General features: G+C 60.8%; 22 protein-coding genes and 1 tRNA gene. 10 read left to right on the top strand and 13 right to left on the bottom strand.

Annotated elements, in window-relative coordinates; all coding sequences use genetic code 11:
- Positions 1 to 9 precede the first annotated feature (9 nt).
- Both B8783_RS14865 and B8783_RS14860 read left to right on the top strand, forming a co-directional pair.
- Positions 10 to 1,398: an alginate export family protein gene (locus B8783_RS14865; protein ID WP_084420872.1), complete on the top strand. Its 1,389-nt coding sequence runs from the start codon at positions 10 to 12 to the stop codon at positions 1,396 to 1,398.
- An 81-nt stretch (positions 1,399 to 1,479) separates the two neighbouring features.
- The gene (locus B8783_RS14860; protein WP_139792384.1) at positions 1,480 to 2,079 is read left to right on the top strand and encodes a hypothetical protein; all 600 of its coding nucleotides are present in this window, start codon (positions 1,480 to 1,482) and stop codon (positions 2,077 to 2,079) included.
- Positions 2,080 to 2,221: 142 nt separating this feature from the next.
- On the opposite strand, the gene B8783_RS14855 is transcribed toward B8783_RS14860, so the two are convergent.
- From B8783_RS14855 to B8783_RS14825, 7 genes are all read right to left on the bottom strand, one after another.
- A complete protein-coding gene (locus B8783_RS14855) occupies positions 2,222 to 3,487 on the bottom strand; it encodes a bifunctional folylpolyglutamate synthase/dihydrofolate synthase (protein ID WP_084420870.1) in 1,266 nt (421 codons plus the stop codon).
- Positions 3,484 to 4,461: an acetyl-CoA carboxylase carboxyltransferase subunit beta gene (locus tag B8783_RS14850; protein WP_084420869.1), complete on the bottom strand. Its 978-nt coding sequence runs from the start codon at positions 4,459 to 4,461 to the stop codon at positions 3,484 to 3,486. The genes B8783_RS14855 and B8783_RS14850 overlap by 4 nt, the downstream gene beginning before the upstream one ends.
- 31 nt (positions 4,462 to 4,492) lie before the next feature.
- A complete protein-coding gene (trpA, locus tag B8783_RS14845) occupies positions 4,493 to 5,314 on the bottom strand; it encodes a tryptophan synthase subunit alpha (RefSeq protein WP_084420868.1) in 822 nt (273 codons plus the stop codon).
- A complete protein-coding gene (cutA, locus tag B8783_RS14840) occupies positions 5,314 to 5,643 on the bottom strand; it encodes a divalent-cation tolerance protein CutA (RefSeq protein ID WP_084420867.1) in 330 nt (109 codons plus the stop codon). Before cutA ends, trpA begins: the two co-directional genes overlap by 1 nt.
- Before the next feature lie 222 nt (positions 5,644 to 5,865).
- Positions 5,866 to 6,264 (bottom strand): VOC family protein, encoded by a 399-nt coding sequence (locus B8783_RS14835; protein WP_084420866.1) that lies wholly within the window; start codon positions 6,262 to 6,264, stop codon positions 5,866 to 5,868.
- A 9-nt stretch (positions 6,265 to 6,273) separates the two neighbouring features.
- Complete coding sequence (trpB, locus tag B8783_RS14830; RefSeq protein WP_084420865.1) at positions 6,274 to 7,485, bottom strand: tryptophan synthase subunit beta; 1,212 nt, start codon at positions 7,483 to 7,485, stop codon at positions 6,274 to 6,276.
- A 17-nt stretch (positions 7,486 to 7,502) separates the two neighbouring features.
- On the bottom strand, positions 7,503 to 8,168 hold the full coding sequence (locus B8783_RS14825) for a phosphoribosylanthranilate isomerase (RefSeq protein ID WP_084420864.1): 666 nt from the start codon (positions 8,166 to 8,168) through the stop codon (positions 7,503 to 7,505).
- A 140-nt stretch (positions 8,169 to 8,308) separates the two neighbouring features.
- On the opposite strand from B8783_RS14825, the gene B8783_RS14820 reads away from it, so the two are divergent.
- From B8783_RS14820 to B8783_RS14805, 4 genes are all read left to right on the top strand, one after another.
- Entirely contained in the window at positions 8,309 to 9,487 is a 1,179-nt protein-coding gene (locus tag B8783_RS14820) for a CaiB/BaiF CoA transferase family protein (protein ID WP_084420863.1), read from the top strand.
- 76 nt (positions 9,488 to 9,563) lie between these two features.
- A complete protein-coding gene (locus tag B8783_RS14815; protein ID WP_084420862.1) occupies positions 9,564 to 11,117 on the top strand; it encodes a class I adenylate-forming enzyme family protein in 1,554 nt (517 codons plus the stop codon).
- Entirely contained in the window at positions 11,114 to 11,638 is a 525-nt protein-coding gene (locus B8783_RS14810) for a VOC family protein (protein ID WP_084420861.1), read from the top strand. The genes B8783_RS14815 and B8783_RS14810 overlap by 4 nt, the downstream gene beginning before the upstream one ends.
- Positions 11,639 to 11,742: 104 nt before the next feature.
- On the top strand, positions 11,743 to 13,911 hold the full coding sequence (locus B8783_RS14805; RefSeq protein WP_084420860.1) for a PQQ-dependent dehydrogenase, methanol/ethanol family: 2,169 nt from the start codon (positions 11,743 to 11,745) through the stop codon (positions 13,909 to 13,911).
- A gap of 51 nt (positions 13,912 to 13,962) precedes the next feature.
- Here the strand turns inward: B8783_RS14805 and B8783_RS14800 are convergent, their stop codons facing one another.
- Both B8783_RS14800 and B8783_RS14795 read right to left on the bottom strand, forming a co-directional pair.
- A complete protein-coding gene (locus tag B8783_RS14800; RefSeq protein ID WP_084422127.1) occupies positions 13,963 to 14,529 on the bottom strand; it encodes a GNAT family N-acetyltransferase in 567 nt (188 codons plus the stop codon).
- A gap of 87 nt (positions 14,530 to 14,616) precedes the next feature.
- Positions 14,617 to 14,706, bottom strand: a tRNA-Ser gene (locus B8783_RS14795).
- Between the two features lie 107 nt (positions 14,707 to 14,813).
- Between B8783_RS14795 and msrA the strand changes: the two genes are divergently transcribed.
- Genes msrA through B8783_RS14775 form a run of 4 tightly spaced genes read left to right on the top strand, consistent with a single transcriptional unit; the run spans position 14,814 to position 18,856 of the window.
- Entirely contained in the window at positions 14,814 to 15,467 is a 654-nt protein-coding gene (gene msrA, locus B8783_RS14790) for a peptide-methionine (S)-S-oxide reductase MsrA (protein WP_084420859.1), read from the top strand.
- A gap of 21 nt (positions 15,468 to 15,488) precedes the next feature.
- Positions 15,489 to 16,334 carry a tRNA glutamyl-Q(34) synthetase GluQRS gene (gluQRS, locus tag B8783_RS14785; RefSeq protein WP_084420858.1) on the top strand — a complete coding sequence of 282 codons (846 nt, stop codon included), beginning with the start codon at positions 15,489 to 15,491 and terminating at the stop codon, positions 16,332 to 16,334.
- A complete protein-coding gene (locus B8783_RS14780; RefSeq protein ID WP_084420857.1) occupies positions 16,335 to 17,276 on the top strand; it encodes a DMT family transporter in 942 nt (313 codons plus the stop codon). It abuts the gene before it with no gap.
- A gap of 26 nt (positions 17,277 to 17,302) precedes the next feature.
- The gene (locus B8783_RS14775; protein ID WP_084420856.1) at positions 17,303 to 18,856 is read left to right on the top strand and encodes an alkaline phosphatase; all 1,554 of its coding nucleotides are present in this window, start codon (positions 17,303 to 17,305) and stop codon (positions 18,854 to 18,856) included.
- Here the strand turns inward: B8783_RS14775 and B8783_RS14770 are convergent.
- The 4 genes from B8783_RS14770 to ykgO form a co-directional block, all read right to left on the bottom strand.
- Positions 18,853 to 19,791 (bottom strand): alpha/beta fold hydrolase, encoded by a 939-nt coding sequence (locus tag B8783_RS14770; RefSeq protein WP_084420855.1) that lies wholly within the window; start codon positions 19,789 to 19,791, stop codon positions 18,853 to 18,855. The genes B8783_RS14775 and B8783_RS14770 overlap by 4 nt on opposite strands.
- Positions 19,788 to 20,318: a tetratricopeptide repeat protein gene (locus tag B8783_RS14765; RefSeq protein WP_233355811.1), complete on the bottom strand. Its 531-nt coding sequence runs from the start codon at positions 20,316 to 20,318 to the stop codon at positions 19,788 to 19,790. Before B8783_RS14765 ends, B8783_RS14770 begins: the two co-directional genes overlap by 4 nt.
- A gap of 63 nt (positions 20,319 to 20,381) precedes the next feature.
- On the bottom strand, positions 20,382 to 20,990 hold the full coding sequence (locus B8783_RS14760) for an HAD family hydrolase (protein WP_084420853.1): 609 nt from the start codon (positions 20,988 to 20,990) through the stop codon (positions 20,382 to 20,384).
- 44 nt (positions 20,991 to 21,034) lie between these two features.
- The gene (gene ykgO, locus B8783_RS14755) at positions 21,035 to 21,160 is read right to left on the bottom strand and encodes a type B 50S ribosomal protein L36 (RefSeq protein WP_083910979.1); all 126 of its coding nucleotides are present in this window, start codon (positions 21,158 to 21,160) and stop codon (positions 21,035 to 21,037) included.
- Positions 21,161 to 21,262 lie beyond the last annotated feature (102 nt).

Below are 21,262 nucleotides of genomic sequence, written 5' to 3'. Positions count from 1 at the left end.
TGGGCCGTCATGAAACTGTTATGTGTGTGTTTTCTTGCCTGCGTTGCCGCCTTCAACGCAGGCGCTGACGAGCCCTTCCGGCTCGAAACCGCGCTCGACACGCCAGACTGGCTGACCCTCGAAGGCGACACCCGCATCCGCTATGAAACGCTCGACGGCCAGTTCCGCGCCGGGCGCACCGGCTCCGATCAGATTATCGCCCTTCGGTCCCTGTTGCTGGCAGAGGCCGACACCGGCCCGGTCAGCTTCGGGATCGAGCTTCAGGATGCGCGGACCTATCTCGGCGATAGTGGCACGCCGCTCTCGACCAGCATCGCCAATCCACTCGACATCCTTCAGCTCTATGCTCGCTTCGATGATCTGCCCGGCCTGCTGGGCGAAAATTCCGTCAGCAGTCTGAAACTCGGTCGCCAGACGATTGCCATCGGCTCAAAGCGCCAGATTGAGCGCCAGAGCTACGCCAACGTCATCAAACCCTTTACCGGCGCCTATCTCCTCTCGACCAATCCGCGTGGGGACGAGTTTCACCTCTTCTATGTCTCGCCGCTTTCTCTTTTCCCGTCCGGGCGGCCCGCGCTCGATGACAATGACTTGTCGGGCGACGAGGAACAGTGGGGCCGCCGCATCTGGGGCGCGCATTATCGCCGCGCCGATGTCCTGCCCACTGCCGCGCCGGGCCTCACAGCCGAGCTCTTCGTCTATGGCCTGGAAGAGCGCGATACCTCCGACGTCCAGACGCCGGACCGCTCCTATGTCAGCCCGGGCGCCCGGCTCTATCGCGCGCCAGAAGTTGGCCAGTGGGACGTCGATATCGAAGGCGCGCTTCGCAAGGGCACGCGCTATGCCTCCTCCAACCCAGCCGACACACAAAGCCTCAATGTGAACGCCGAGATGCTGTTTGCCGCCGCCGGGTATACCTGGGACGCACCGTGGCAGCCCCGGCTCTCGCTGGAATATTATTATGCCAGCGGCGATGACGACCCGAACGATTTCAATTTCGATCAGCATGAGCGCCTCTTCGGCGGGCGCCGATCGGACCTCAACAACACCTCCATCTATGGCCCGCTGACCCCGGCGAATATCTCGTCTCCGGGATTCAGAATTACGGTCAAGCCGAACGGACGCTGGGATGGCTGGGTCAAGTATCAGGCGGCCCATCTCGCCTCGGCGACCGACGAATGGGTCGTCGCACGCCTACGCGACCCCTCCGGCCAGTCCGGCGACTTTATCGGCCACGCCATCGATTCGCGGATCCGCTATTGGGTGATCCCGGATTCGGTCCGTTTCGAATTTGGCGGCTCGGCGCTTTTCTATGGCGAGTTTGCCAAGAACGTCCCCGGCGGCCCGGCAGGCGATCGCTCCCTCTACGGGTTCGCTGAAATCACGGTCGACTTCTAGGCAGTGCGCGTAGCGGCGCAGAAGCCACCAAACTTTCCCGAAAATTTCCGCCCCGGTTTTACCGGCACCTATGCTTGGCGCATGGAAAATATGTTGGCCTTCATCAAAAACGGGCTCGCGACCCTCAAGGACGCCTTGCAGGATGCATGGGGTCTCGCCGACATCGATCTCTATCCGACCGCCGTCACCCACGCCGCCGCAAGGCGCCTCTCCGCAAGCCTGCGCTTCGTCACAAGACTGCTCCGGCGCGTGCTTGTTCTTATGGCTCTCGAGATTGAAGTGGAGCTTTCAGCCAAGCCGAAGCCGGAAAACCCCGGCGACCCTGCATCACAGGCTCCGCAACTGATCGGCCCCAGCTTTGCCTATCTCGTCGCTGACCGGCTGGACCCTAACGCGCCGCGCGCGCCCGAAACCCGGCCAAGCACCGCCCATCTTGATCCGCCAGATCTGACGAAGCTTCATCAGCGCTACCAGCTTCTGAAAGCGATGCTGGAGAATCCCGCAAAAGCGGCCCGGCGCATGGCCTTTCGACTTCGCAGGCTTCGCGCCAATGGCGAAATGCGGCCTGTTTGCACTTACGAAAAACGCCCGCGTCGCAACTGGCAAAAATTGGACGGGCTACCAAATCTATTGGCGTTCGAGCTCAATGCCGGGCTGAGGCGCTTTTTCAGCTCAAGCTAAATATCGCGCCCCGCCTTAACATCCGATCTTCCCCGCGAAAGCGGGGATCTCAGGCAAATGTAACCCCCAAACCTGCGCCCCTGACCACATCCTCATAGCGAGCGTGTGGCCGCAAGCTCAGCGACAAATCTTGAAAACCGTTCTATTTCGGCAAATCACCGTTCTGGCGCAGCACATCACCGGCGAGATAAAGCGAACCGCAGATCAAGATCCGCTCAGCGCCCGCCTCAAGCGCCGCTTTCATCGCCGCCTCGAAAGACGGGCAGGCCGTTGCCTCAACCCCGCCCTCACGGGCTGCTTCAGCCAGGTCTTCAGCGCTCGCCGTAAACTCATTATCGACCACTTCGGTCGTGAAAACCTTTAGGCCCGGCCGAGCGAGTTCCGAAAAGAAACCCGCTGCATCCTTGGTCGCGAGCATGGCCGAGACCAGCATCGTCCGCCGCGCCGGTTCTTCCCGATCGAGATCATCCAGCGTCTCGGAAATCGCCCGCGCCGCATGCGGATTATGCCCGCCATCGAGCCAGACCGGATGACCACCCGCCATCGCGGTCACCGGTCCATCCGAGAGGCGCTGCATCCGCGCTGGCCAATTCGCTGTCGCGCAACCGGTCAGGATCGCCCGGTCATCAATCGCCGGATGGCCCCATTGCCGCAGCGCCTTTGCCGCGAGCGCCGCGTTCGAAAACTGATGCTTCCCGGCAAGGCCCAGTGGCGGGAAAATCGCGGCAACATCTTCTGGGGTCAGAAACGAGACCTCGGTGCCGACTTTCAGCGCCTCGGCCTCGATCGAGCTCCGCGCTTCTGGCCGCTGGATCGCCGACACGCCGGGGCAACCCGGCTTCAGAATGCCCGCCTTGTCGCTCGCAATCTTCTCGATCGTATTTCCAAGAAATTGCATGTGATCAAAATCGATCGGCGTAATCACGGAGACCGCGCTCTTTTCAATCACATTCGAGGCGTCATACCGCCCGCCCAGACCAACTTCGAGGATCAGCAAATCCGCCGGCACTTCATGGAAGGCGAGGAACGCCGCCGCCTGCGTCGCTTCAAAATGGGTAATGTCCCGGCCCTCGAGCGCCTGCTCGACCCGGTCGAGATATTTCACCAGCTCGGCGTCGCTGATCAGCTCACCGGCCAGACGAATACGCTCATTGAACCGAACGAGATGCGGCGATGTCGAGACATGAACTTTGAGGCCCGCCGCTTCGGCCATCGCCCGCATGAACGCCGTGGTCGAGCCCTTCCCGTTCGTGCCCGCGACATGGATCGTCGGCGGCAGATCGAGATGCGGGTTACCGAGCGTTTCGAGAACAACAAGCAGGCGGTCCAGCGTCAGAACCCGGTCCGTCGGATTAAACCGTTCGAACCGTTTCAACGCCGCATCGACGGCCAACTCCAGGTCAATCAAGCCTTCTTGCCCTTTGAACCGGCTGCCGGCACATCCGCCGACGGCGCCTTGATCGGACCGATTGGTGCATTGTCCGATGCCCGCTTAGGCAGAAGATGGTTCAAGAGGCGGCCAAGCGTCTCTTTCAGCTTGCGACGGTCACAGACAATATCGACCTGTCCCTTCTCGCGCAGGAATTCAGAGCGCTGGAAGCCGTCCGGCAGTTTCTCGCGAATGGTCTGCTCGATCACGCGCGGGCCAGAGAACGCAATCATCGCATCCGGCTCAGCAATATGAACATCGCCCAGCATCGCATAGGACGCAGACACGCCGCCCGATGTCGGGTCGGTGAGGATCACAATATAAGGAAGGCCCGCTTCGCGGACTTCATCAATGGCCAGCGTCGTGCGCGGCATCTGCATCAGCGACAATGTGCCTTCCTGCATCCGCGCGCCGCCAGAAGCGGTGCAGACCACGAAGGCGGCCTTGCGGGCGACAGCCATCTGAGCTGCCGCAATGAAAGCTTCGCCAGCCGCCATACCGAGCGATCCGCCCATGAACGCAAAGTCCTGAACGAGGATCACAGCCGGTTTGCCATTCACCCGGCCAAAGGCCGCAGCCATACAGTCATCCTGCGTAATCGGCGGGCTGCCTTCAGGGCTCTCTTCTTTCTCGCGTCCGGCAATTTTGGACTTGGCCGCTTTCAGGCGCGAGGGATAGGGCTTGTCATCCTTGAACTTCAGAGGGTCCTGCGTCACCGGCGGCAGCGCAAGCGGCTCCCACTTCTCGCCATCGAAGAAGAGACGGAAGCGGCGGCGCGGCGAAATGCGCAGATGCGCGCCTGCTGGCGTCACATACCAGCTCTCCTCAAGATCAGAGCGATAGACAAGCTCACCGGACTTCGGACACTTGACCCAGAGATTATCCGGCGTGTCCTTTTTGGAAGACAGGAATGTCTTCAGACCAGGTGTTCTGAAATTTGTCAGCCAGTTCATAGTTTCGGACTCCTTGGACCGCCCGTCTGTTTCAGGCCGCGCCTTTAAGCGCGCTCGACAATTCTTCGGCCAGCGTTCCCATGCGTGCGGCTATATCGCCGCGTTCGCCAGCCTCAAGAGCTAATCGCACATGATCCACGAATGCGGAGCCGACGACAACCCCATCTGCAATAGCGGCCATCGCAGCGGCTTGTTCCCCGGTCTTTACGCCAAATCCGACGCAGACCGGCAGGCCAGACACTTTCCGTGCCCGCTCGACGCCTTCGCGAATGTCAGCCGGATCGGCGGAGCCAGACCCGGTGACGCCCGCAACGGCGACATAATAGAGAAAGCCCGAAGCGCCTTCAGCCACCTTGGCGATACGCTTGTCAGTCGTGGTTGGCGTCGCCAGCCGGATGACCGAGATGCCATACGCCTCATAGGCGTCGCGCAGCTCCTGGTCCTCTTCCGGCGGCAGGTCGACGATGATTGTGCCATCGATCCCGGCGGAGGCGGCGGCTTCGGCGAAAGTGGTGTAACCCATGGAGTGAACCGGATTGGCATAGCCCATCAGGATCAGCGGCGTGTCTTCATCGGTTTCACGAAACCGCTTGGCGAGCGCCAGCACATCTCTCAGTGTCGTACCCGCTTTCAGGCTGCGCTGTCCGGCCATCTGGATCGCGGGGCCATCGGCCATCGGGTCAGTAAACGGCGCGCCGAGCTCAATAATGTCTGCGCCATTATCGCGCAGCGCGCACAAGGCTTCATAGCTCGTCTCGATATCCGGGTCGCCGGCCATGAGATAGGTCACGAGCGCGGCGCGGCCTTCGGCACGCACCTTGTCGAACCGGTCAGTAATTCTTTGAGTAGGCATCAGTTTGCGGGCGCTTCCGTGTTGTCTTCAAGCCAGCTGGCGAATGGGCTTAGCATCTGCGTACAGGGCAGCGCCACCATAGCCGGAACATCATAGGGGTGAAGCTCTGCCACCAGTTTTTCGAGCGCTGGCCAGCAGCTCTTCACCGATTTCAGCCAGAGCACATGCTCAAACGCCTGCTCCACCACGCCCTTCCAGAGATAGGTCGAGGAGACCGGCCCCTCGATATTGGCGCAGGCGGCAATGCGTTGCTCGACGGATGCATCGGCAATCTTCTGTGCCACGTCCTTGGACGGGCATGTGATCCGGATGAGAAGCGCGTCGGTCATTATCGTAAAAGTTTCCCTGTCACCTGTCTGACGGATATTGTTTGCCTCATGGCCGATGTCATCCGCACAATGCAGACCTTATGGCCAACAGCATCTCGGCAACAGGCCCGGTATGGAAAATTGATGCAATTTGCCAGCCAGTTCTTTTTGCCAGAAGCAAGATTGACAAACATCTGCCCAGTCGGACGGTCGCTTGAAGCTCAACATGGCGCGGCGCTGGATCTAGTCATCGAGCGGATCGTGACAGACAACGCAAATCTTGTTGCCATCGAGGTCGCGAAAATAGGCGCCATAATAGTTGGAATGATAGTGTGCACGAAGGCCCGGAATGCCTTCGTCCCTGCCGCCGCCTTTCAGCGCAATCGCATGGACCCGATCGACCGCGGCACGGTCCGGCGCAAGGAGGGCCAGCATCTGGCCGTTGCCGGGCTCGTGGGGTCGTCCATTCTCCGGCGTGGTCAGGGCGATTACCGGACGGAAGCTCTCCTGCCCGGTCCACATCACAAACGGCGCCGACCGCTCCATCGGCACACGCTTCAGGCCGAGCGCCGCCATGATCGGGGTGTAGAAGCCTGTCGCCCGGTCAATGTCATTGGTGCCGATCGTGACGTGAGAGATCATGGTCTGCCCTCAAATCTCCATGCCCAGATGCTCAGCCACCGAGAAGATATCCTTATCGCCGCGACCGCAAAGGTTCATGATCAGGATCTGGTCCTTGTCCATCGTCTCGCAGACATCGCCCAGCCGCGCGATGGCGTGGGCTGGCTCAAGCGCCGGAATAATGCCTTCAAGGCGCGTGCAGAGCTTGAACGCCTCGAGCGCTTCCTTGTCGGTGCAGGTGAGATATTCGGCACGGCCCGTATCGCGAAGGAAAGCGTGTTCCGGCCCGATCCCCGGATAGTCGAGACCGGCTGAAATCGAGTGGGCGTCGATAATCTGTCCGTCATCGGTCTGCAGCAGGTAAGTCTTGTTGCCATGCAGGATGCCGGGTTTGCCGCCGTTTAGCGCGGCCGCATGCTCACCGGTTTCAATGCCATGACCGGACGCTTCCACGCCGATCAGACGGACGCCCTCATCCTCGATGAAAGGATGGAACAGGCCGATGGCATTCGATCCGCCGCCGATACACGCCATGACGGCGTCCGGCAGGCGGCCTTCGCGCTTCATGATCTGCGCCTTGGCTTCCTTGCCGATCACTGACTGGAAGTCGCGCACCAGCTCTGGATAAGGGTGCGGGCCTGCCGCCGTACCGATCACATAGAAAGTGTCGTGAACATTCGTGACCCAGTCGCGGAGCGCTTCGTTCATCGCATCTTTCAGCGTGCCCGTGCCCGACGAGACCGGGACGATCTCGGCGCCGAGCAGCTTCATCCGGAAGACGTTCGGCTTCTGACGCTCAACATCGGTCGCGCCCATGAAGACGACGCATTTGAGACCGAACCGCGCGCAAACGGTTGCCGTCGCCACGCCGTGCTGTCCGGCGCCGGTCTCGGCAATGATCCGCTTCTTGCCCATCCGCATCGCCAGCAGGACCTGGCCGAGGCAATTGTTGATCTTGTGCGCGCCGGTATGGTTCAGCTCGTCACGTTTGAAATAGATTTTCGGCCCGCCGAAATGCTCTGTGATCCGCTCTGCGAAATAAAGCGGCGACGGGCGGCCAACATAGTGCTCCCACAGATCATCCATCTGCGCGGTAAAGGCCGGATCTTTCTTGGCGGCGCGATACTCGTCCTCCAGCTCAAGGATCAACGGCATCAGCGTCTCGGCGACATAGCGCCCGCCGAATTCGCCGAAGCGGCCATTTTCATCCGGCCACTGGTCCCATGTATTGAGTTTGGTCATATGCCTCGCATCCCGTCCTAGTCGGCCATCTTCGCGGCTGCAATGAAGTCCCTGATAAGCTCTTCATCCTTTATGCCGGGCGCGCGTTCCACACCAGATGACACATCGACCGCAGGTGCGCCTGTTGCAGCGATCGCTTCCTCGACATTGTCCGGCGTCAGTCCGCCCGCCAGAAGCCAGGGCCGCGGCGGCTCCCAGCCTTCAAGGATCGACCAGTCAAATGTCTGGCCATGGCCGCCCGCCCGGTCAGAGCCTTCCGGCGGTTTGGCGTCGATCAGAAGCCGGTCGGCGACGTCATATTCGAGCGCGCGCTCCAGATCGTCCTCGCTCGCCACCCCAATCGCTTTCCAGACCTCGACACTGTCGGGCAAGCGATATCTCAGCTTGGCAACAAATTCCGGTGTTTCGGTGCCATGCAACTGGAAGACATCCGGCATCACATTCCCGGTCAGGGCGTCGAGCATCTGCTCGTTCGGATTGGTCAGCAGGACTGCGCAGCGGATATCCATGTCGGCGGCCGCGAACATCAGGTCGAAGACGCGATCAAAAGTCTCCTGCCCATGGCCGAGCACATTTCGAGGGCTTTTGGGCGCAAGCACAAAGCCCACCCAGTCAGCCCCGGCCTCAGCGGAGATGCGCACGGAAGATTCGTCGGTCAGACCGCAGATTTTTACATATGTCATGGCGCGAGGAGGTGGACCTCACCCATGGGCAAGTCAAGCTGCGAGGCGTCTGACAGGCCAACTTACGCGGCGACACCTTCTGCTCATTGTTTACCTGCCCGGCTGATCCTGCTGAATAGATGACTGAAGGAGACGACCCAATGCCTGCCACTTCGCTTCTGTCCGATATCCGCATCGCTGACATGACGACCGTCATCTTTGGCCCCTATTGCACGCAGACGCTGGGCGATATGGGCGCCGAGGTGATCAAGCTGGAGCCCAAAACAGGCGACACGTTCAGAGAGGTCGGCAAGCCTGCGAACACGCGCGGCATGGGCCCCTGCCATATGACGATCAATCGCGGCAAACGGTCGGTTGTCTGGGACATGAAGTCAGATGAGGGCCAGCAGGCGGTTCGCAAGCTGATCGAGACAAGCGATGTCTTCATCCACAATATCCGGCCCGACGCCGTCGCGCGGCTGGGCCTGACCTTCGATGAGGTGAAAGCCATCAAGCCGGATATCGTCTATGTCCATTGTCTCGGCTTCGGCGCGGAAGGGCCGTATGCAGGCCGGCCAGCCTATGATGACCTCATCCAGTCGCTGTCTGGCGCGACCAATCTCTTGCCGCAGGTCGATGGCAATGAAGCCCCGCGTTTCCTTCCGACGGCGTTTGCCGACAAGGTCTCCGGCCTTCACGCCATGTATGCGACGCTGGCCGCCCTGCATCACCGCGACCGCACAGGTGAGCCGGTGCATGTCGAAGTGCCAATGTTTGAATGCGTGTCCAACTTTCTGCTGGAAGAGCATTTCTATGAGGCCGCTTTCGACCCACCCGTCGGCCCTTATTACTATCAGCGCCAGATCGACCCGTCGCGCCAGCCCGTCCGCACGCAGAATGGCTGGATCACCATTGCCCCTTATGTCGACCATCGCTGGGTGACGCTGTTCGACGCCATCGGCGCGCCGGACGAATTGAAAGACGAGCGCATCAACGACTATCGCGGCCGCTACTTCAATCATGACTATATGATGTCGCGCGTTCAGGCGCATTTTGTGAACTTCACGACCGAGCAGCTGCTCGACATGCTGGGCAAGGCCGATATTCCAGCGGCCCGCGTCAACGACATTTCCGATCTGCGTGAAGACCCCCATCTAAAGGCCGTCAATTTCTTCCAGCGGCGCGACCATCCGACCGAAGGTGGGTATTGGGAAGTGCAGCCACCGGTGCGCTTCGTGGGTCAAGCTGAGCGCGTCATCCGGCCAGCCCCGCGCCTTGGCGAACATAGCGACGAGGTTTTGAAGGAATTGGGGCTCGGCAAAACGACCTCCGGAGATTGATCACAGCTGCAAATTGCGTCGCACGCATCAGCGGGCTACAGCCTGCGTCAGATTATCGAACACCAAGGGATGGACCATGAGCCAGGCGATTGTAGATTATGTGACACGCGACTTCGGAACGCTTTCAGACCTTGTGGCGCTGCAGGCGGCCGCGAAACCGGACCACCTCGCGCTGGTGCACAATGAGCGGGAGGTCAGCTATGGCGAGCTTGATGATCTCATCAATCGTTTCGCCGCGGCCCTTCAAGCAAATGGCTATGAGGCCGGCGGGTCAGTCGCCATCTGCGGCCTGACCAGCATTGAATACGTTGTCGGCTTTCTCGGCACGCTGCGCGCCGGCATGACGGTTGCGCCGCTCGCCCCGTCTTCGACCCCCACCTCGCTGGCTGACATGATCCGGGACAGCGGCGCAAAACTCTTCCTCGTCGATGCCGCCTCTCATGAGGCGCTGGCCGAAGAGCTGAAAAGCCTCGACGTTGCGGTGCTGCGCATGGATCAAACCGGCGAGGGCAGCGTGCCAGGCTTTCTCGCACCGGCCGGAACAAAGCCCGCGCCTGTCGAGATCGACCCGGATCTTGGCTTCAACATCATCTATTCCTCCGGCACGACGGGCACACCCAAGGGGATCGTCCAGTCGCATCAGATGCGCTGGGGCCATTGCCGCCCTATGGATCCACCGGGACATGGGCCGGACGCCATCACGATGGTGTCGACCCCGCTTTATTCGAACACGACTCTGGTCAGCTTCATCCCCACCCTGTCGGGGGGCGGCACCGCGATCCTGATGGAGAAGTTCAACACGGAGAAATTCCTGAAGCTTGCCGAAAAATGGCGCGCGACACACGCCATGCTGGTCCCGGTCCAGTATCAGCGCCTGATGGATTTCGAGGGCTTTGACGACTACGACCTCTCATCCTTCGTGATAAAGTTCTGCACCAGCGCGCCATTTACCCCTGAGCTGAAGGCCGAAGTGCTCAAACGTTTCCCCGGGGGCCTGGTTGAGTATTACGGTATGACTGAAGGCGGTGGCAGCTGCATGCTTGTCGCACATGAGCATCCCGACAAGCTGCACACGGTCGGCCAGCCGATAGAGGGGCATGACATTCGTATCATCGACGAAGACGGCAATATGCTTCCGCCCGGTCAGACGGGTGAAATTGTCGGCTCATCGGAAGCGATCATGAACGGCTACCACAACCAGCCGGGCAAGACCGCCGAGGCCGAATGGTATTCGCCGGAAGGCACGCGCTTCATCCGCACCGGCGATGTTGGCCGGTTCGATGAGGATGGTTTCATTACGCTGATGGACCGCAAGAAGGACATGATCATTTCCGGCGGCTTCAATATCTATCCAAGCGATATCGAGCTGCTGCTGCGCCAGCATGAGGACGTCGCCGATGTTGCCGTGGTCGGCGTGCCATCACGTGACTGGGGCGAGACGCCAATTGCGTTTGCCGTGCTCACCAAGGACGCCAAGTCGACCGCCGAGGACATTCGTGAATGGGCCAATAGCCAGCTCGGCAAGACGCAGCGGATCGCAGACTTTGTCATCACCGACGATCTTCCGCGCAGCGCCATCGGCAAGGTGCTGAAACGGGAGCTGCGCGACATTTACGGCCCGGCCAAATGAGCCGCATCTTCGGAAATGTCTGCCAGAATGGCTATGTGGTTCGCGACATTGAAGCGGCCATGCAGCACTGGATTGACGTCATGGGCGTCGGACCGTGGTTTTACATTGAGGACGTGAAGACAGACTGGTTCCGCCATCGCGGACAGCCGTCTGACGTGAAGATGTCGATCGCGCTCGCCAATTCCGGTGATCTGCAGATTGAGCTCATCCAGCAGCGCAATGATGCGCCGAGCATGTACAAGGAATTCCTCGATGCCGGCCGTGAAGGCCTGCAGCACATGTCCTACTGGACCGAGGATTATCAGACCCTCTACGACAAGGCGCTCTCGCTCGGCTACACGGTCGGGCATGAAGGCTGTATCGGCGGCGAGAAAGGCCGGTTCGCTTATTTCGATACCGAGGCGCATCCCGGCACAGTGGTCGAGATTTCCGACATCAGCGGCACCAAGGGCAAGACATTCGCCCATATCCGCAAAGTCGCCCAGGGCTGGGATGGCAGCGACCCGATCCGCCGGATTTAAAGCTGACGCCTGCTTTGACTTGACGCCGATGACCTGTCGCGGGCACTTTGCGCACTATTGGTGCGGACGTTAGATTCTGCCCAGTCGGCGAGGGGCCAGATCAAATGCGTTTTTTTGCAGCATCCATTGTTGTTCTTCTTTCCTGCGGCAGCCTGGCGGCGTGTGACCGCGCGGGCAGCTCTACTGGTGCAGGTGGCACATCTTCAGATGACACCCGCACCATCGGCTCAGCTGATCTCAAGGCGGCTGGCGACAACACTGCCGAATGGCTGAGCTATGGGCGCACCTGGTCCGAGCAGCGCTTCAGCCCGGCCGACAGCATCAACCGCGAGAATGTCAGCGAGCTAGGCCTCGCCTGGTCGGCGGACTTCTCCACCGCCCGCGGTCAGGAAGCGACCCCCCTCGTCATTGATGGGCGCATCTATACCAGCACCTCGTGGAGCAATGTCGAAGCCTATGACGCGAAAACCGGCGCACCGGTCTGGTCATTCGACGCCGAGGTTCCCGGCGCGACCGGCGCGAAAGCCTGCTGCGATGTCGTCAATCGCGGCCTCGCGGCCTGGGGCGACAAACTCTATCTCGGCACGCTGGACGGACGTCTCGTCGCCCTCGACCGCGAAAGTGGTGAACCTGTCTGGACGGCTGAGACGGTAGACGGCGATGGCCCCTATACGATCACTGGCGCCCCGCGCGTGGTCGATGGGCTTGTCATCATCGGCAATGGCGGCGCCGATATGGGCGCGGTGCGCGGCTATGTCAGCGCCTATGATGCCGAAACGGGTGATCTCGTCTGGCGGTTTCACACCGTGCCGGACAATCCGGCCAATGGCCCGCAGCCAGATTATCTCGAAGCCGCCGCCGACACTTGGACCGGCGACTGGTGGGAGCTTGGCGGCGGCGGCACCGTCTGGGACGCCATGGCCTATGACCCTGAGCTCGGCCTTCTCTATATCGGCGTCGGCAATGGCGCGCCCTGGAACCAGCAATTTCGCTCCCCTGAAGGCGGCGACAATCTCTACCTCTCCTCCATCGTCGCGATTGAAGCAAAGTCCGGCGACTATGTCTGGCACTTCCAGACAACGCCGGGCGAGACCTGGGACTATACAGCCACCCAGCACATCATGCTGGCTGATCTCGAAATCGACGGGGAAACTCGCAAAGTCCTGATGCAGGCGCCAAAGAATGGTTTCTTCTATGTGCTCGACCGGGAAACTGGCGCATTCATCTCAGCCGACAACTACACTAAGGTGACATGGGCGCTCGGCATCGACCCTGAGACCGGCCGGCCGATCGAGAACCCTGCCGCGCGCTATAAGAGCGGCCCGGCGCTCGTCTATCCAAGCGCGCTGGGCGGCCACAACTGGCACCCGATGGCGTTCAATCCGGATGAGGGCCTCGTCTACATCCCCGCCCAGAACGCCCCGCAGCCCTATAGCAGCCCGGATGAATGGGCCCCGACCCCGCTCGGCTGGAACAATGCGGTTGGCTCCTCAGTCGCGTCGACAGGCTCATCGGCGGGGGAGTCCAAGGTTTTCCAGAAAGCTGCGGCCCCTGCAGACGCGGCGCCAGACCCAGCGCCTGACAACATGCAGCCGGTCAAAGAACGGAAGATCGGCGTCGCCGCCCTCCTCGCCTGGGACCCTGTCACCCAGACCGAGAAATGGCGCGTCGACTATCCGGGCATCTGGAATGGCGGCCTGCTATCGACGGCTGGCGGTCTTGTCTTTCAGGGCACGGCCAGCGGCGAGTTCCGCGCCTATGATGCCGCGACGGGTGACCAGCTCTGGTCCTACCCCATCCAGACCGGCGCGATCGCAGCCCCGATGACCTATGAAATCGATGGCGAGCAATATGTTGCCATCGTCACCGGCTGGGGCGGCGTTTATGGCCTCTTGAGCGGTGTGGTGCAGAACCATAGCCGCCTGCTCGTCTTCAAGCTGAATGGTGAGGCGACCCTGCCCGAGCCCACTGAGACTGCCCGCGTACTCGATCCGCCCGTCATGGAGGTTGACCCGGCCAAGGTCGCACGTGGCGGACAGCTCTATGGTCGCTATTGTGTCGTCTGCCATGCGGGCGGGAGCGCGATCACCGATCTTCGCTATTCGGCAGCCATCGATAGCGAGGCTGGCTGGATGTCAGTTGTGAAGGATGGCGCGCTGGAATCGCGCGGCATGGTCAGCTTCTCGCCGGTCATGAATGATGAGGACCTGGCCTCGATCCGCCATTTCATCGTCGCCCGCGCACAGGCCGAAGCCGCAAAATCTGCCCCTTGAGGGCGGGCGGCCTTTGCCTGCGATCAAGTTGAAACAGCCGTCACGCGTGTTCTAACGCCGATCCCATTCGTGCCACAGAATCGCGTACTGCATGGTGTTTTCGTAGATTGCATTTCCGTCGCTATCGTTCTGGAACGTCACATATTCCAGGAACCGGCCTTCCAATCGCATGCCAAGCTTTTTGCAGACCCGCTGCGACGGGGCGTTGTGATCCTCGACATAGGCGTAGATGCGCCTTTTGCCTTGTTGCGTGAATAAGTCGGCACACAGGGCCTGCGCCGCTTCGAACGCATAGCCTTTGCCACCGAACACGGGATTGAAATTCCAGCCCACTGAAACCGTGTCCGTTTGTTGAGGGTTTTCCGGGTCTTCCGGCCAAGCAGCATCCGCATGGCTGAAGAGGTCGCCGATGAGCTGACCTGATTCTGTCAGGCAGACGGCGAGATACTCGTCATCGCCGGCACGTTTCAGAACCTCATTTTCGGCGGCTGCCAGGTCGGCAAGCTTAAGCGAGAAGAAGCAACTCGCAGTCGGCTCCCGCAGGTAATCGAACAAAGCCTCCGCATCCCCCACACGGAAATTTCTGATCGTCAGGCGGTCGGTTTGGATCGTTTTCAAGGGCTCAATGTCCTGCGTTTCAGACGTATGGAAAACCAACGGCGCCATCGCGGGTTTCTTTGACGTGCTGGTAGCGCAGGAAGGAAGTGGCGGTGAGACAGGGATTCGAACCCTGGAGACTATCGCTAGCCTACACACTTTCCAGGCGTGCGCCTTCGACCACTCGGCCACCTCACCGTAAGGGCGCGTCTATAATGGATGGATGCAGACTTAAGCAAGCCTGAGATTGTCCCTCAACTGCAGACACCCCATATAATGGGCAGGAAATCGAAAGGACCTATGAGATGTTCTTTAGCAGAAAAGCACCTGACATGCCCGCAAAAGGCGAGGCTCTACCCGGCCGGGACCAACCGATCCCGACCGCACCGGTCCATTATGTGAACGGCGTTAAACTCAACTCGCGTCCCCCCGAAGGCTTTGAAGAGATCGTCTTCGGCATGGGCTGCTTCTGGGGCGTTGAGCGTATCTTCTGGCAGCTTGACGGCGTCTGGCTGACGCAGGTCGGCTATGCTGGCGGCGAAACGCCAAACCCGACCTATGAAGAAACCTGCTCTGGAAAGACCGGGCACACCGAAGCTGTCCGCGTGGTCTATGATCCGTCAAAAATCTCGGCGACCGATCTGATCAGGAGGTTCTGGGAAGGCCATGACCCAACGCAAGGTATGCGCCAGGGCAATGATATTGGCAGCCAGTACCGCTCGGCCATCTTCACCACGACCGAAGAGCAGGAAAAGATCGCTGCGGCAACGCGTGAGATTTTCCAGAAGGCCCTCAACGAGGCTGGCCGTGGCCAGATCACGACCGAGATCGACATGCTCGACAAGTTTTACCACGCTGAGGACTACCACCAGCAATATCTCGCCAAGAATCCGAACGGATATTGCGGGATTGGTGGCACGGGCGTGTCCTGTCCGCTGCCGACAGGTGTCAGCGCCTGATTGATTTGCTAAGCGGGTCACGTGCCAGATTTCGTGACCCGCTTTGCGCCCTCACCCACCGGACGCCTTCATCTCGGGCACGCCGCCTCGGCCTTTCATGTCTGGCAGGCCGCCGAACGAGCGGGCGGCACGGTGCTGCTGCGGATCGAGGATATTGACCAGACCCGCTGCAAACCGGAATTCACCAAGGCCATTCTGGAAGACCTTGCCTGGCTCGGATTTTCCTGGGACGGCCCTGTCCGCATCCAGTCAGAGCATTTCGCAGACTATGAAGCGGTCACACACGACCTCGCGAGACGCGGGCTCGCCTATCGCTGTTTCCTGACGCGCCGCGAAATTGGCGAGCTGCAAGCCAAGCGAGGCCTGCCGCCATCTGCCCCCTATACCGGCGCGCCGCTGCCAGCTGAGGAAGAAGCGCGCCGACTTGAGCAAGGTGAGCCCTTTGCCTGGCGACTATCGCTGGAGGCGGCCCGCGCAGACCTCGGCGAACGATACGATCAGCTGGCTTTTGATCTCACAACGCCAGACGGCCACCACGAAATCATCAAGGCCGACCCGGCGAGCCATGGCGATATCGTGCTTTCCCGCAAGGATACGCCCACCGCCTATCATGTCGCCTGCACCCATGATGACGCCCTGCAAGGCATCACCCATGTGATCCGCGGGCGCGACCTTGAAGACGCCGCCCATATTCACGTCCTGCTGCAAGCTTTGATGGGCTGGCCGCAGCCCATCTACACACATCATGACCTCGTGCTCGGGCCAGATGGCAAGCGGCTTGCCAAGCGCTTTCAATCAAAAAGCCTTGCGAGCCTCAGGGCGGACGGTTTAACGCCGCAGGATGTTCGTCGACTGGCAGGTGTCTGAATGACCCAAACTGTAGAGACACCGCCAGTCGCACGCGCCTGGCTCGGCCCGCTTCTTCTGTTGCTGGGCGGCATGTTGATTGGTCTGGCGCCGATCGGTCTGCGTATGGGGCTCGACACGATGGGCCCGCAGGCGATTGCGTTCTGGCGCTACACTTTCGCCGCCCCCATCCTCTTCATTCTGCTCATCGGGATCGAGCGGCGTATGCCCGCGCGCATCAACCGTTATGTCATCATGGCGGGCATCTTCTTTGCGCTCGACATCGGCCTCTGGCACTGGGGCCTGACGCTGACGACCGTCGCGAACGCGACCTTCATCGTGAACCTTGGCAATATCTGCGTCGGTTTTGCGGCATGGCTATTCCTGAAGGACAAGCCAAAGCCGATCTGGTTCGTCGCTGTCTTCGTTGCCATTGCAGGCGCAGCCGCCCTGTCGCTGGGCGGTGAAACAGGTGGCAAGACCGATATTCGCGGCGACTTGCTGGCCCTCGGCGCAGCCTGTCTCGTGGCTGGCTATATGCTGTGCTCCAAGCTCGCGCGGAACCGGCTCGGCGCAATGGATGTCATCTTCTGGCTGACAGTTGTCGAAGCCGGTGTCGCAGCCATCATCGTGATCGTTTCGGGCGAGAGCTTCATCCCGGCCACCCTGTCCGGCTTTGCGGCCCCGGCTTTCCTGGCGCTGGCGGCGCAAGTTGGCGGACAGGGCCTGATCATCGCCGGGCTCGGCCGAACACCCGCGGCCATTGCCGGCATCATCGTGCTGATCCAGCCGGTGTTTGCCGCTGCGATATCCTGGCAACTGTTCGACGAACCACTCTCTGGCGTTCAAGGCGCTGGCGCAGCCCTTATCCTGTTCGGCATCTGGCTATCGCAGCGCGGCATGAAGCGGCGCCGAAAAATCGCATCGAAACCGTCACAAGAAACGGCTAAGACCCACATCTGACCTTAAGCACCTCCGGGAGGCCCCCCATGCGCATTCTGTTTTTCTCGCTCGCCAGCACGCTCGCGATCGCGGCCTGCGCCGCCACGAACGTCCAGCCTGAGACGGCTGAACCGGCGGCCGCGCCAACATCGCTGAACCGGACGGCGGCCGTCCCACAACAAGCAGATGACCCGTATTTCACAGCCGCCGCAGCCGCAGTAGACGCCCGCGCCCCCGAAACATTCGCCCCGCACGCAAAGAATGTCATCCTGTTCGTCGGCGACGGCATGGGCATCGCGACCGTCACCGCCGCGCGCATCTATGCCGGGCAGAGACGCGGCCTCGACGGCGAAAGCTATCGCCTCACCATGGAGAGCCTGCCCTATTCGGCCTTTTCCAAGACCTATAGCCACGACGCCCAGGTCGCTGACAGCGCCTCCACAGCGACGGCGATGATGAGCGGCGTGAAAACGCTCTCGCGGACCCTGGGCCTGCGCTCAGGTATTTCTTACGGAAACTGCGCCTCCACCGAAGGACAGGGCACCGATTCCATTTTCGAGATCGCTGAGGCCGCCGGGCTCGCCACGGGCATCATTTCTACCGCCCGCATCACCCACGCCACGCCAGCAGCCACCTATGCCGAAAGCGCTGACCGCAACTGGGAAGATGACCGGATGGTCGGCGGATCCGGCTGCGCAGATATTGGCCGTCAGCTCGTTGAATGGCCGGCCGGGGATGGCTTTGAAGTCGTCCTTGGCGGCGGGCGCGCATCGCTTCTGCCTGCGAGCGTCACCGACCCGGAAACCGGAAAACCTGCCGGGGCCCGCAAGGATGGCGAAGACCTGACGGCCATCTGGACCGCCAAATCGCCTGACCATGTCTACATCACCGATCAGGCCGGTTTTGACAGCGTTGATTTCGACAGCGACACAAAGGTCCTCGGCCTCTTCCAGCCGTCGCATATGCAGTACGATCTGGACCGGGACGAAGATGAAGCCGGCGAGCCTTCGCTCGCAGAGCTGACCCGCGCAGCGATCACAAGGTTGTCACGCGATGAAGATGGCTTCGTGCTGCTGGTCGAAGGCGGCCGCGTCGACCACGCCCATCACAATGTCAATGCCGCCCACGCGCTGTCCGATACGGACGCGCTGGATCAGGCCGTCGCCGCAGCTCTTGAAATGACGGACAGCTCAGACACGCTGATCATCGTGACAGCTGACCACTCCCACACGCTGACGATTGCAGGCTATCCAGCCCGCGGAAACCCGATCCTCGGCAAGGTGGCGTACGGCCCCGGCGGTATGGCCCGCGCCGATGACGGCAAGCCTTACACGACGCTCAGCTATGCCAATGGCGCAACCGGCTGCAAACCCGGCGCGGAAAGCTGCGTGCGTGAAGACCTCACCGATGTCGATACGACCGATAAAAACTTCCAGCAGCAGACGCTGATCTTCTCCGGGTCCGAAACCCATGCGGGTGAGGATGTGCCGGTCTATGCCAGCGGACCGGGCGCGGAACTGTTCCGCGGCACGATTGAACAGAATGAAATCTTCCACGTCATGGGACGGGCCAGCGGTCTGCTCGCCGCCGAAAAAGACTAGTCGGCGAGCTTGCGGATTGCGTCTGCGACCTCTGCGCCGTGATCGTGGTGCGGCATGTGCCCGCTATCGGCCAGGGGGACCAGCGTGAAGTCCTCGATCTGAGACTTGATCTTCCCGGCGTGTAAGGTCGGGTTGATCACCGAATCCTGCGCGCCTGAAAACAGGATCACCGGTACCTTGATCTCAGGGTAACGGCCCTGCTGGGCGGCCAATTCCGGCCGCAGCGCGTTCACATCGTCAGCATTGGCACGAAACTCAGGTGGCCGGAAAAGAAGGCCGAGACCGGAATTTTCGTAATACCCTTCAGGCGCCTCGTTCGGGCTGAACACGCCATCGATGCCGCTCTTTGCCGCCGATGGTCCAACAAGCGGCGCGAGCTGGGAGAAGATGGGGCCAATGATGGGCGGGCCGGCGACTTGATTATACCAGGTCTCGCCGCCGCCGCCCCAATCATGGGTGACCGGCGCGAGCAGGACGAGCCCCTTTACCAGCTCCGGATAATCAAGCGCGAGGCGCAGCGCGACCGCGCCGCCAAAAGAATGACCTACCACCACAGCCTTCTCGCCCGGTGCCAGCACTTTCAGCGCGCCGGCCATCTGGGCGGCCTGAACGCCAAGCTCTTCGGAATGTGGTGGGCGGCCGGAATAGCCATGCCCCGGTCTGTCCGCCATCAGCACGCGATGATCGCGATCAAGATGCGGGGCGAGTGTGGTTGTGAACTCACGCGCATTGGCCGATGCGCCATGGATCATGAAGACGACGGGGCCAGACTGTCCGGCTTCGATGACGTGAACGGGCACGCCGTTCACCTCGACTTGTCTGCCTATGGGGGGATAGGCTTCCTCAACACGGTCTGTGTAAATCGCGCTGCTCACGCAGGCGCCGAGCCCACCTGCCAGCGCGAGAATAAAGATCCCGGTGAGTATCAGTTTCAAAGCCCTTGACCGTTATTGGCCCGTTCGATCCGCGCCTTGGCATCTCTGGCAGGCGCAAGCGTCGGGTGTATCTTCAGTGCTTCCTGATACGCCACGAGCGCTTCGTCGGGTGCGCCAAGCTGCTCAAGCACGCGGCCCAGCCCGACCCAGGCGCCGAAATGGCGCGGCTCAAGCCGCAACGCTTCGTTCACGTCGCGCAGGGCTTCGGGCATATTGTCTTCCAGCAGGAAGAGGGACGCCCGGCGATTATAGACTTCCGCATAATCTGGCTGGATGGCGATCACGCGGTCATAGAGCTCGCGCGCAAGCTCAAGCTCTCCGTTTGACTGGGCGGTGACCGCCCGCTCCATGACGAGATCTGCCGCGGCTGAACCGCTTTCCATCCAGGCGGCCCAGATATCAAGCGCAACGCTGGTCGCCTCTTCTTCGGTGGGCGCGGTTTTCAATTCCTCGAACATCTCATCAGACGGGCCGTATTGCGGCCCTGCGACGAGGATAAGTCCTGCGGTGAAAAGCGATTTGAACATGGTTTCAACTATGAGGCTGAATTGGTTTCCGGCAAGGCCTGAATGCGGCAATTGCTTGGAAACTCAGAGGAGGCCCTCAGCCAGCAGCGCAGCTTCCAGCCCGGCTGCCCCAGCAAAATGGTGGGCGGTGAACCCGAATGCCCTCGCCGCCTCAATATTCTTCAGGCTGTCATCGATGAAGAAGACATCGGCTGGGTCCGGGCGGCCCATACGCTCCAGCGCCACTTCATAGATAGCAGGATCAGGTTTGATCAGGCCTACATGGCCCGAGACGATAACATCACGCAAAAGCTTGATCATGGGGAAGCGCTCACGCGTTTCCGGCCAGACTTCCGCGGACATGTTGGAGAGACCATAGAGCGGGTGTCCGGCCTCTTCGAGACGGGCCATCAGGGCCGGGACGCCGGACTCATATCCGTCGAACATCTCGAACCAGCGCCCATGCCAGGCATCGATCTCGTCAGCGAAGTGCGGAAACTCAGCTTTCAGCAGGCGCGCGCCTTCAGCGAAACTGCGCCCACGGTCATGCTCGACGTGCCAGGACATCGTGCAGACATTATTGCAGAACGCCTCAGCGTCTGCCTCTGTCGGAAATATCTTGCGGTACAGGCGGACTGGTTGCCAGTCCACCACGACATTACCAAGATCAAAGAGGACGATCCGCTCACTCACGGCCGGAAAACCTTCCAGGCCGCAACTGCGCGTTCATCTTCTTCTTAACCCTGTTTTGCTTTAAAACGTGGATCAGTCTTGTTGATGACGTATGTCCGTCCCTTGCGGCGCACGACCTTGCAGTCACGGTGACGCGTTCTCAGGGATTTAAGCGATGACTTGACTTTCATGGGGCGGGCCCTGCGATTTTTGGAAACTCGTAAGGGCGGCGAGATAGCCAATGGCTTGTAAAGAGTCAACGATGCAGACACACCAGAGCGGTAAAAGGAATA

The sequence above is a fragment of the Henriciella litoralis genome, assembly GCF_002088935.1.
GTDB classification, from domain to species: Bacteria; Pseudomonadota; Alphaproteobacteria; order Caulobacterales; family Hyphomonadaceae; genus Henriciella; species Henriciella litoralis.
Note: the sequence above shows the minus strand (reverse complement) of the source record. Positions and strands in the feature narration are given on the sequence as shown.

Coding starts and splice junctions, on each gene's coding strand:
- B8783_RS14865 (WP_084420872.1), top strand. CDS start 10: ATGAAACTGTTATGTGTGTGTTTTCTTGCCTGCGTTGCCGCCTTCAAC.
- B8783_RS14860 (WP_139792384.1), top strand. CDS start 1,480: ATGGAAAATATGTTGGCCTTCATCAAAAACGGGCTCGCGACCCTCAAG.
- B8783_RS14850 (WP_084420869.1), bottom strand. CDS start 4,461: ATGAACTGGCTGACAAATTTCAGAACACCTGGTCTGAAGACATTCCTG.
- trpA (WP_084420868.1), bottom strand. CDS start 5,314: ATGCCTACTCAAAGAATTACTGACCGGTTCGACAAGGTGCGTGCCGAA.
- cutA (WP_084420867.1), bottom strand. CDS start 5,643: ATGACCGACGCGCTTCTCATCCGGATCACATGCCCGTCCAAGGACGTG.
- B8783_RS14835 (WP_084420866.1), bottom strand. CDS start 6,264: ATGATCTCTCACGTCACGATCGGCACCAATGACATTGACCGGGCGACA.
- trpB (WP_084420865.1), bottom strand. CDS start 7,485: ATGACCAAACTCAATACATGGGACCAGTGGCCGGATGAAAATGGCCGC.
- B8783_RS14825 (WP_084420864.1), bottom strand. CDS start 8,168: ATGACATATGTAAAAATCTGCGGTCTGACCGACGAATCTTCCGTGCGC.
- B8783_RS14820 (WP_084420863.1), top strand. CDS start 8,309: ATGCCTGCCACTTCGCTTCTGTCCGATATCCGCATCGCTGACATGACG.
- B8783_RS14815 (WP_084420862.1), top strand. CDS start 9,564: ATGAGCCAGGCGATTGTAGATTATGTGACACGCGACTTCGGAACGCTT.
- B8783_RS14810 (WP_084420861.1), top strand. CDS start 11,114: ATGAGCCGCATCTTCGGAAATGTCTGCCAGAATGGCTATGTGGTTCGC.
- B8783_RS14805 (WP_084420860.1), top strand. CDS start 11,743: ATGCGTTTTTTTGCAGCATCCATTGTTGTTCTTCTTTCCTGCGGCAGC.
- msrA (WP_084420859.1), top strand. CDS start 14,814: ATGTTCTTTAGCAGAAAAGCACCTGACATGCCCGCAAAAGGCGAGGCT.
- B8783_RS14780 (WP_084420857.1), top strand. CDS start 16,335: ATGACCCAAACTGTAGAGACACCGCCAGTCGCACGCGCCTGGCTCGGC.
- B8783_RS14775 (WP_084420856.1), top strand. CDS start 17,303: ATGCGCATTCTGTTTTTCTCGCTCGCCAGCACGCTCGCGATCGCGGCC.
- B8783_RS14765 (WP_233355811.1), bottom strand. CDS start 20,318: ATGTTCAAATCGCTTTTCACCGCAGGACTTATCCTCGTCGCAGGGCCG.
- ykgO (WP_083910979.1), bottom strand. CDS start 21,160: ATGAAAGTCAAGTCATCGCTTAAATCCCTGAGAACGCGTCACCGTGAC.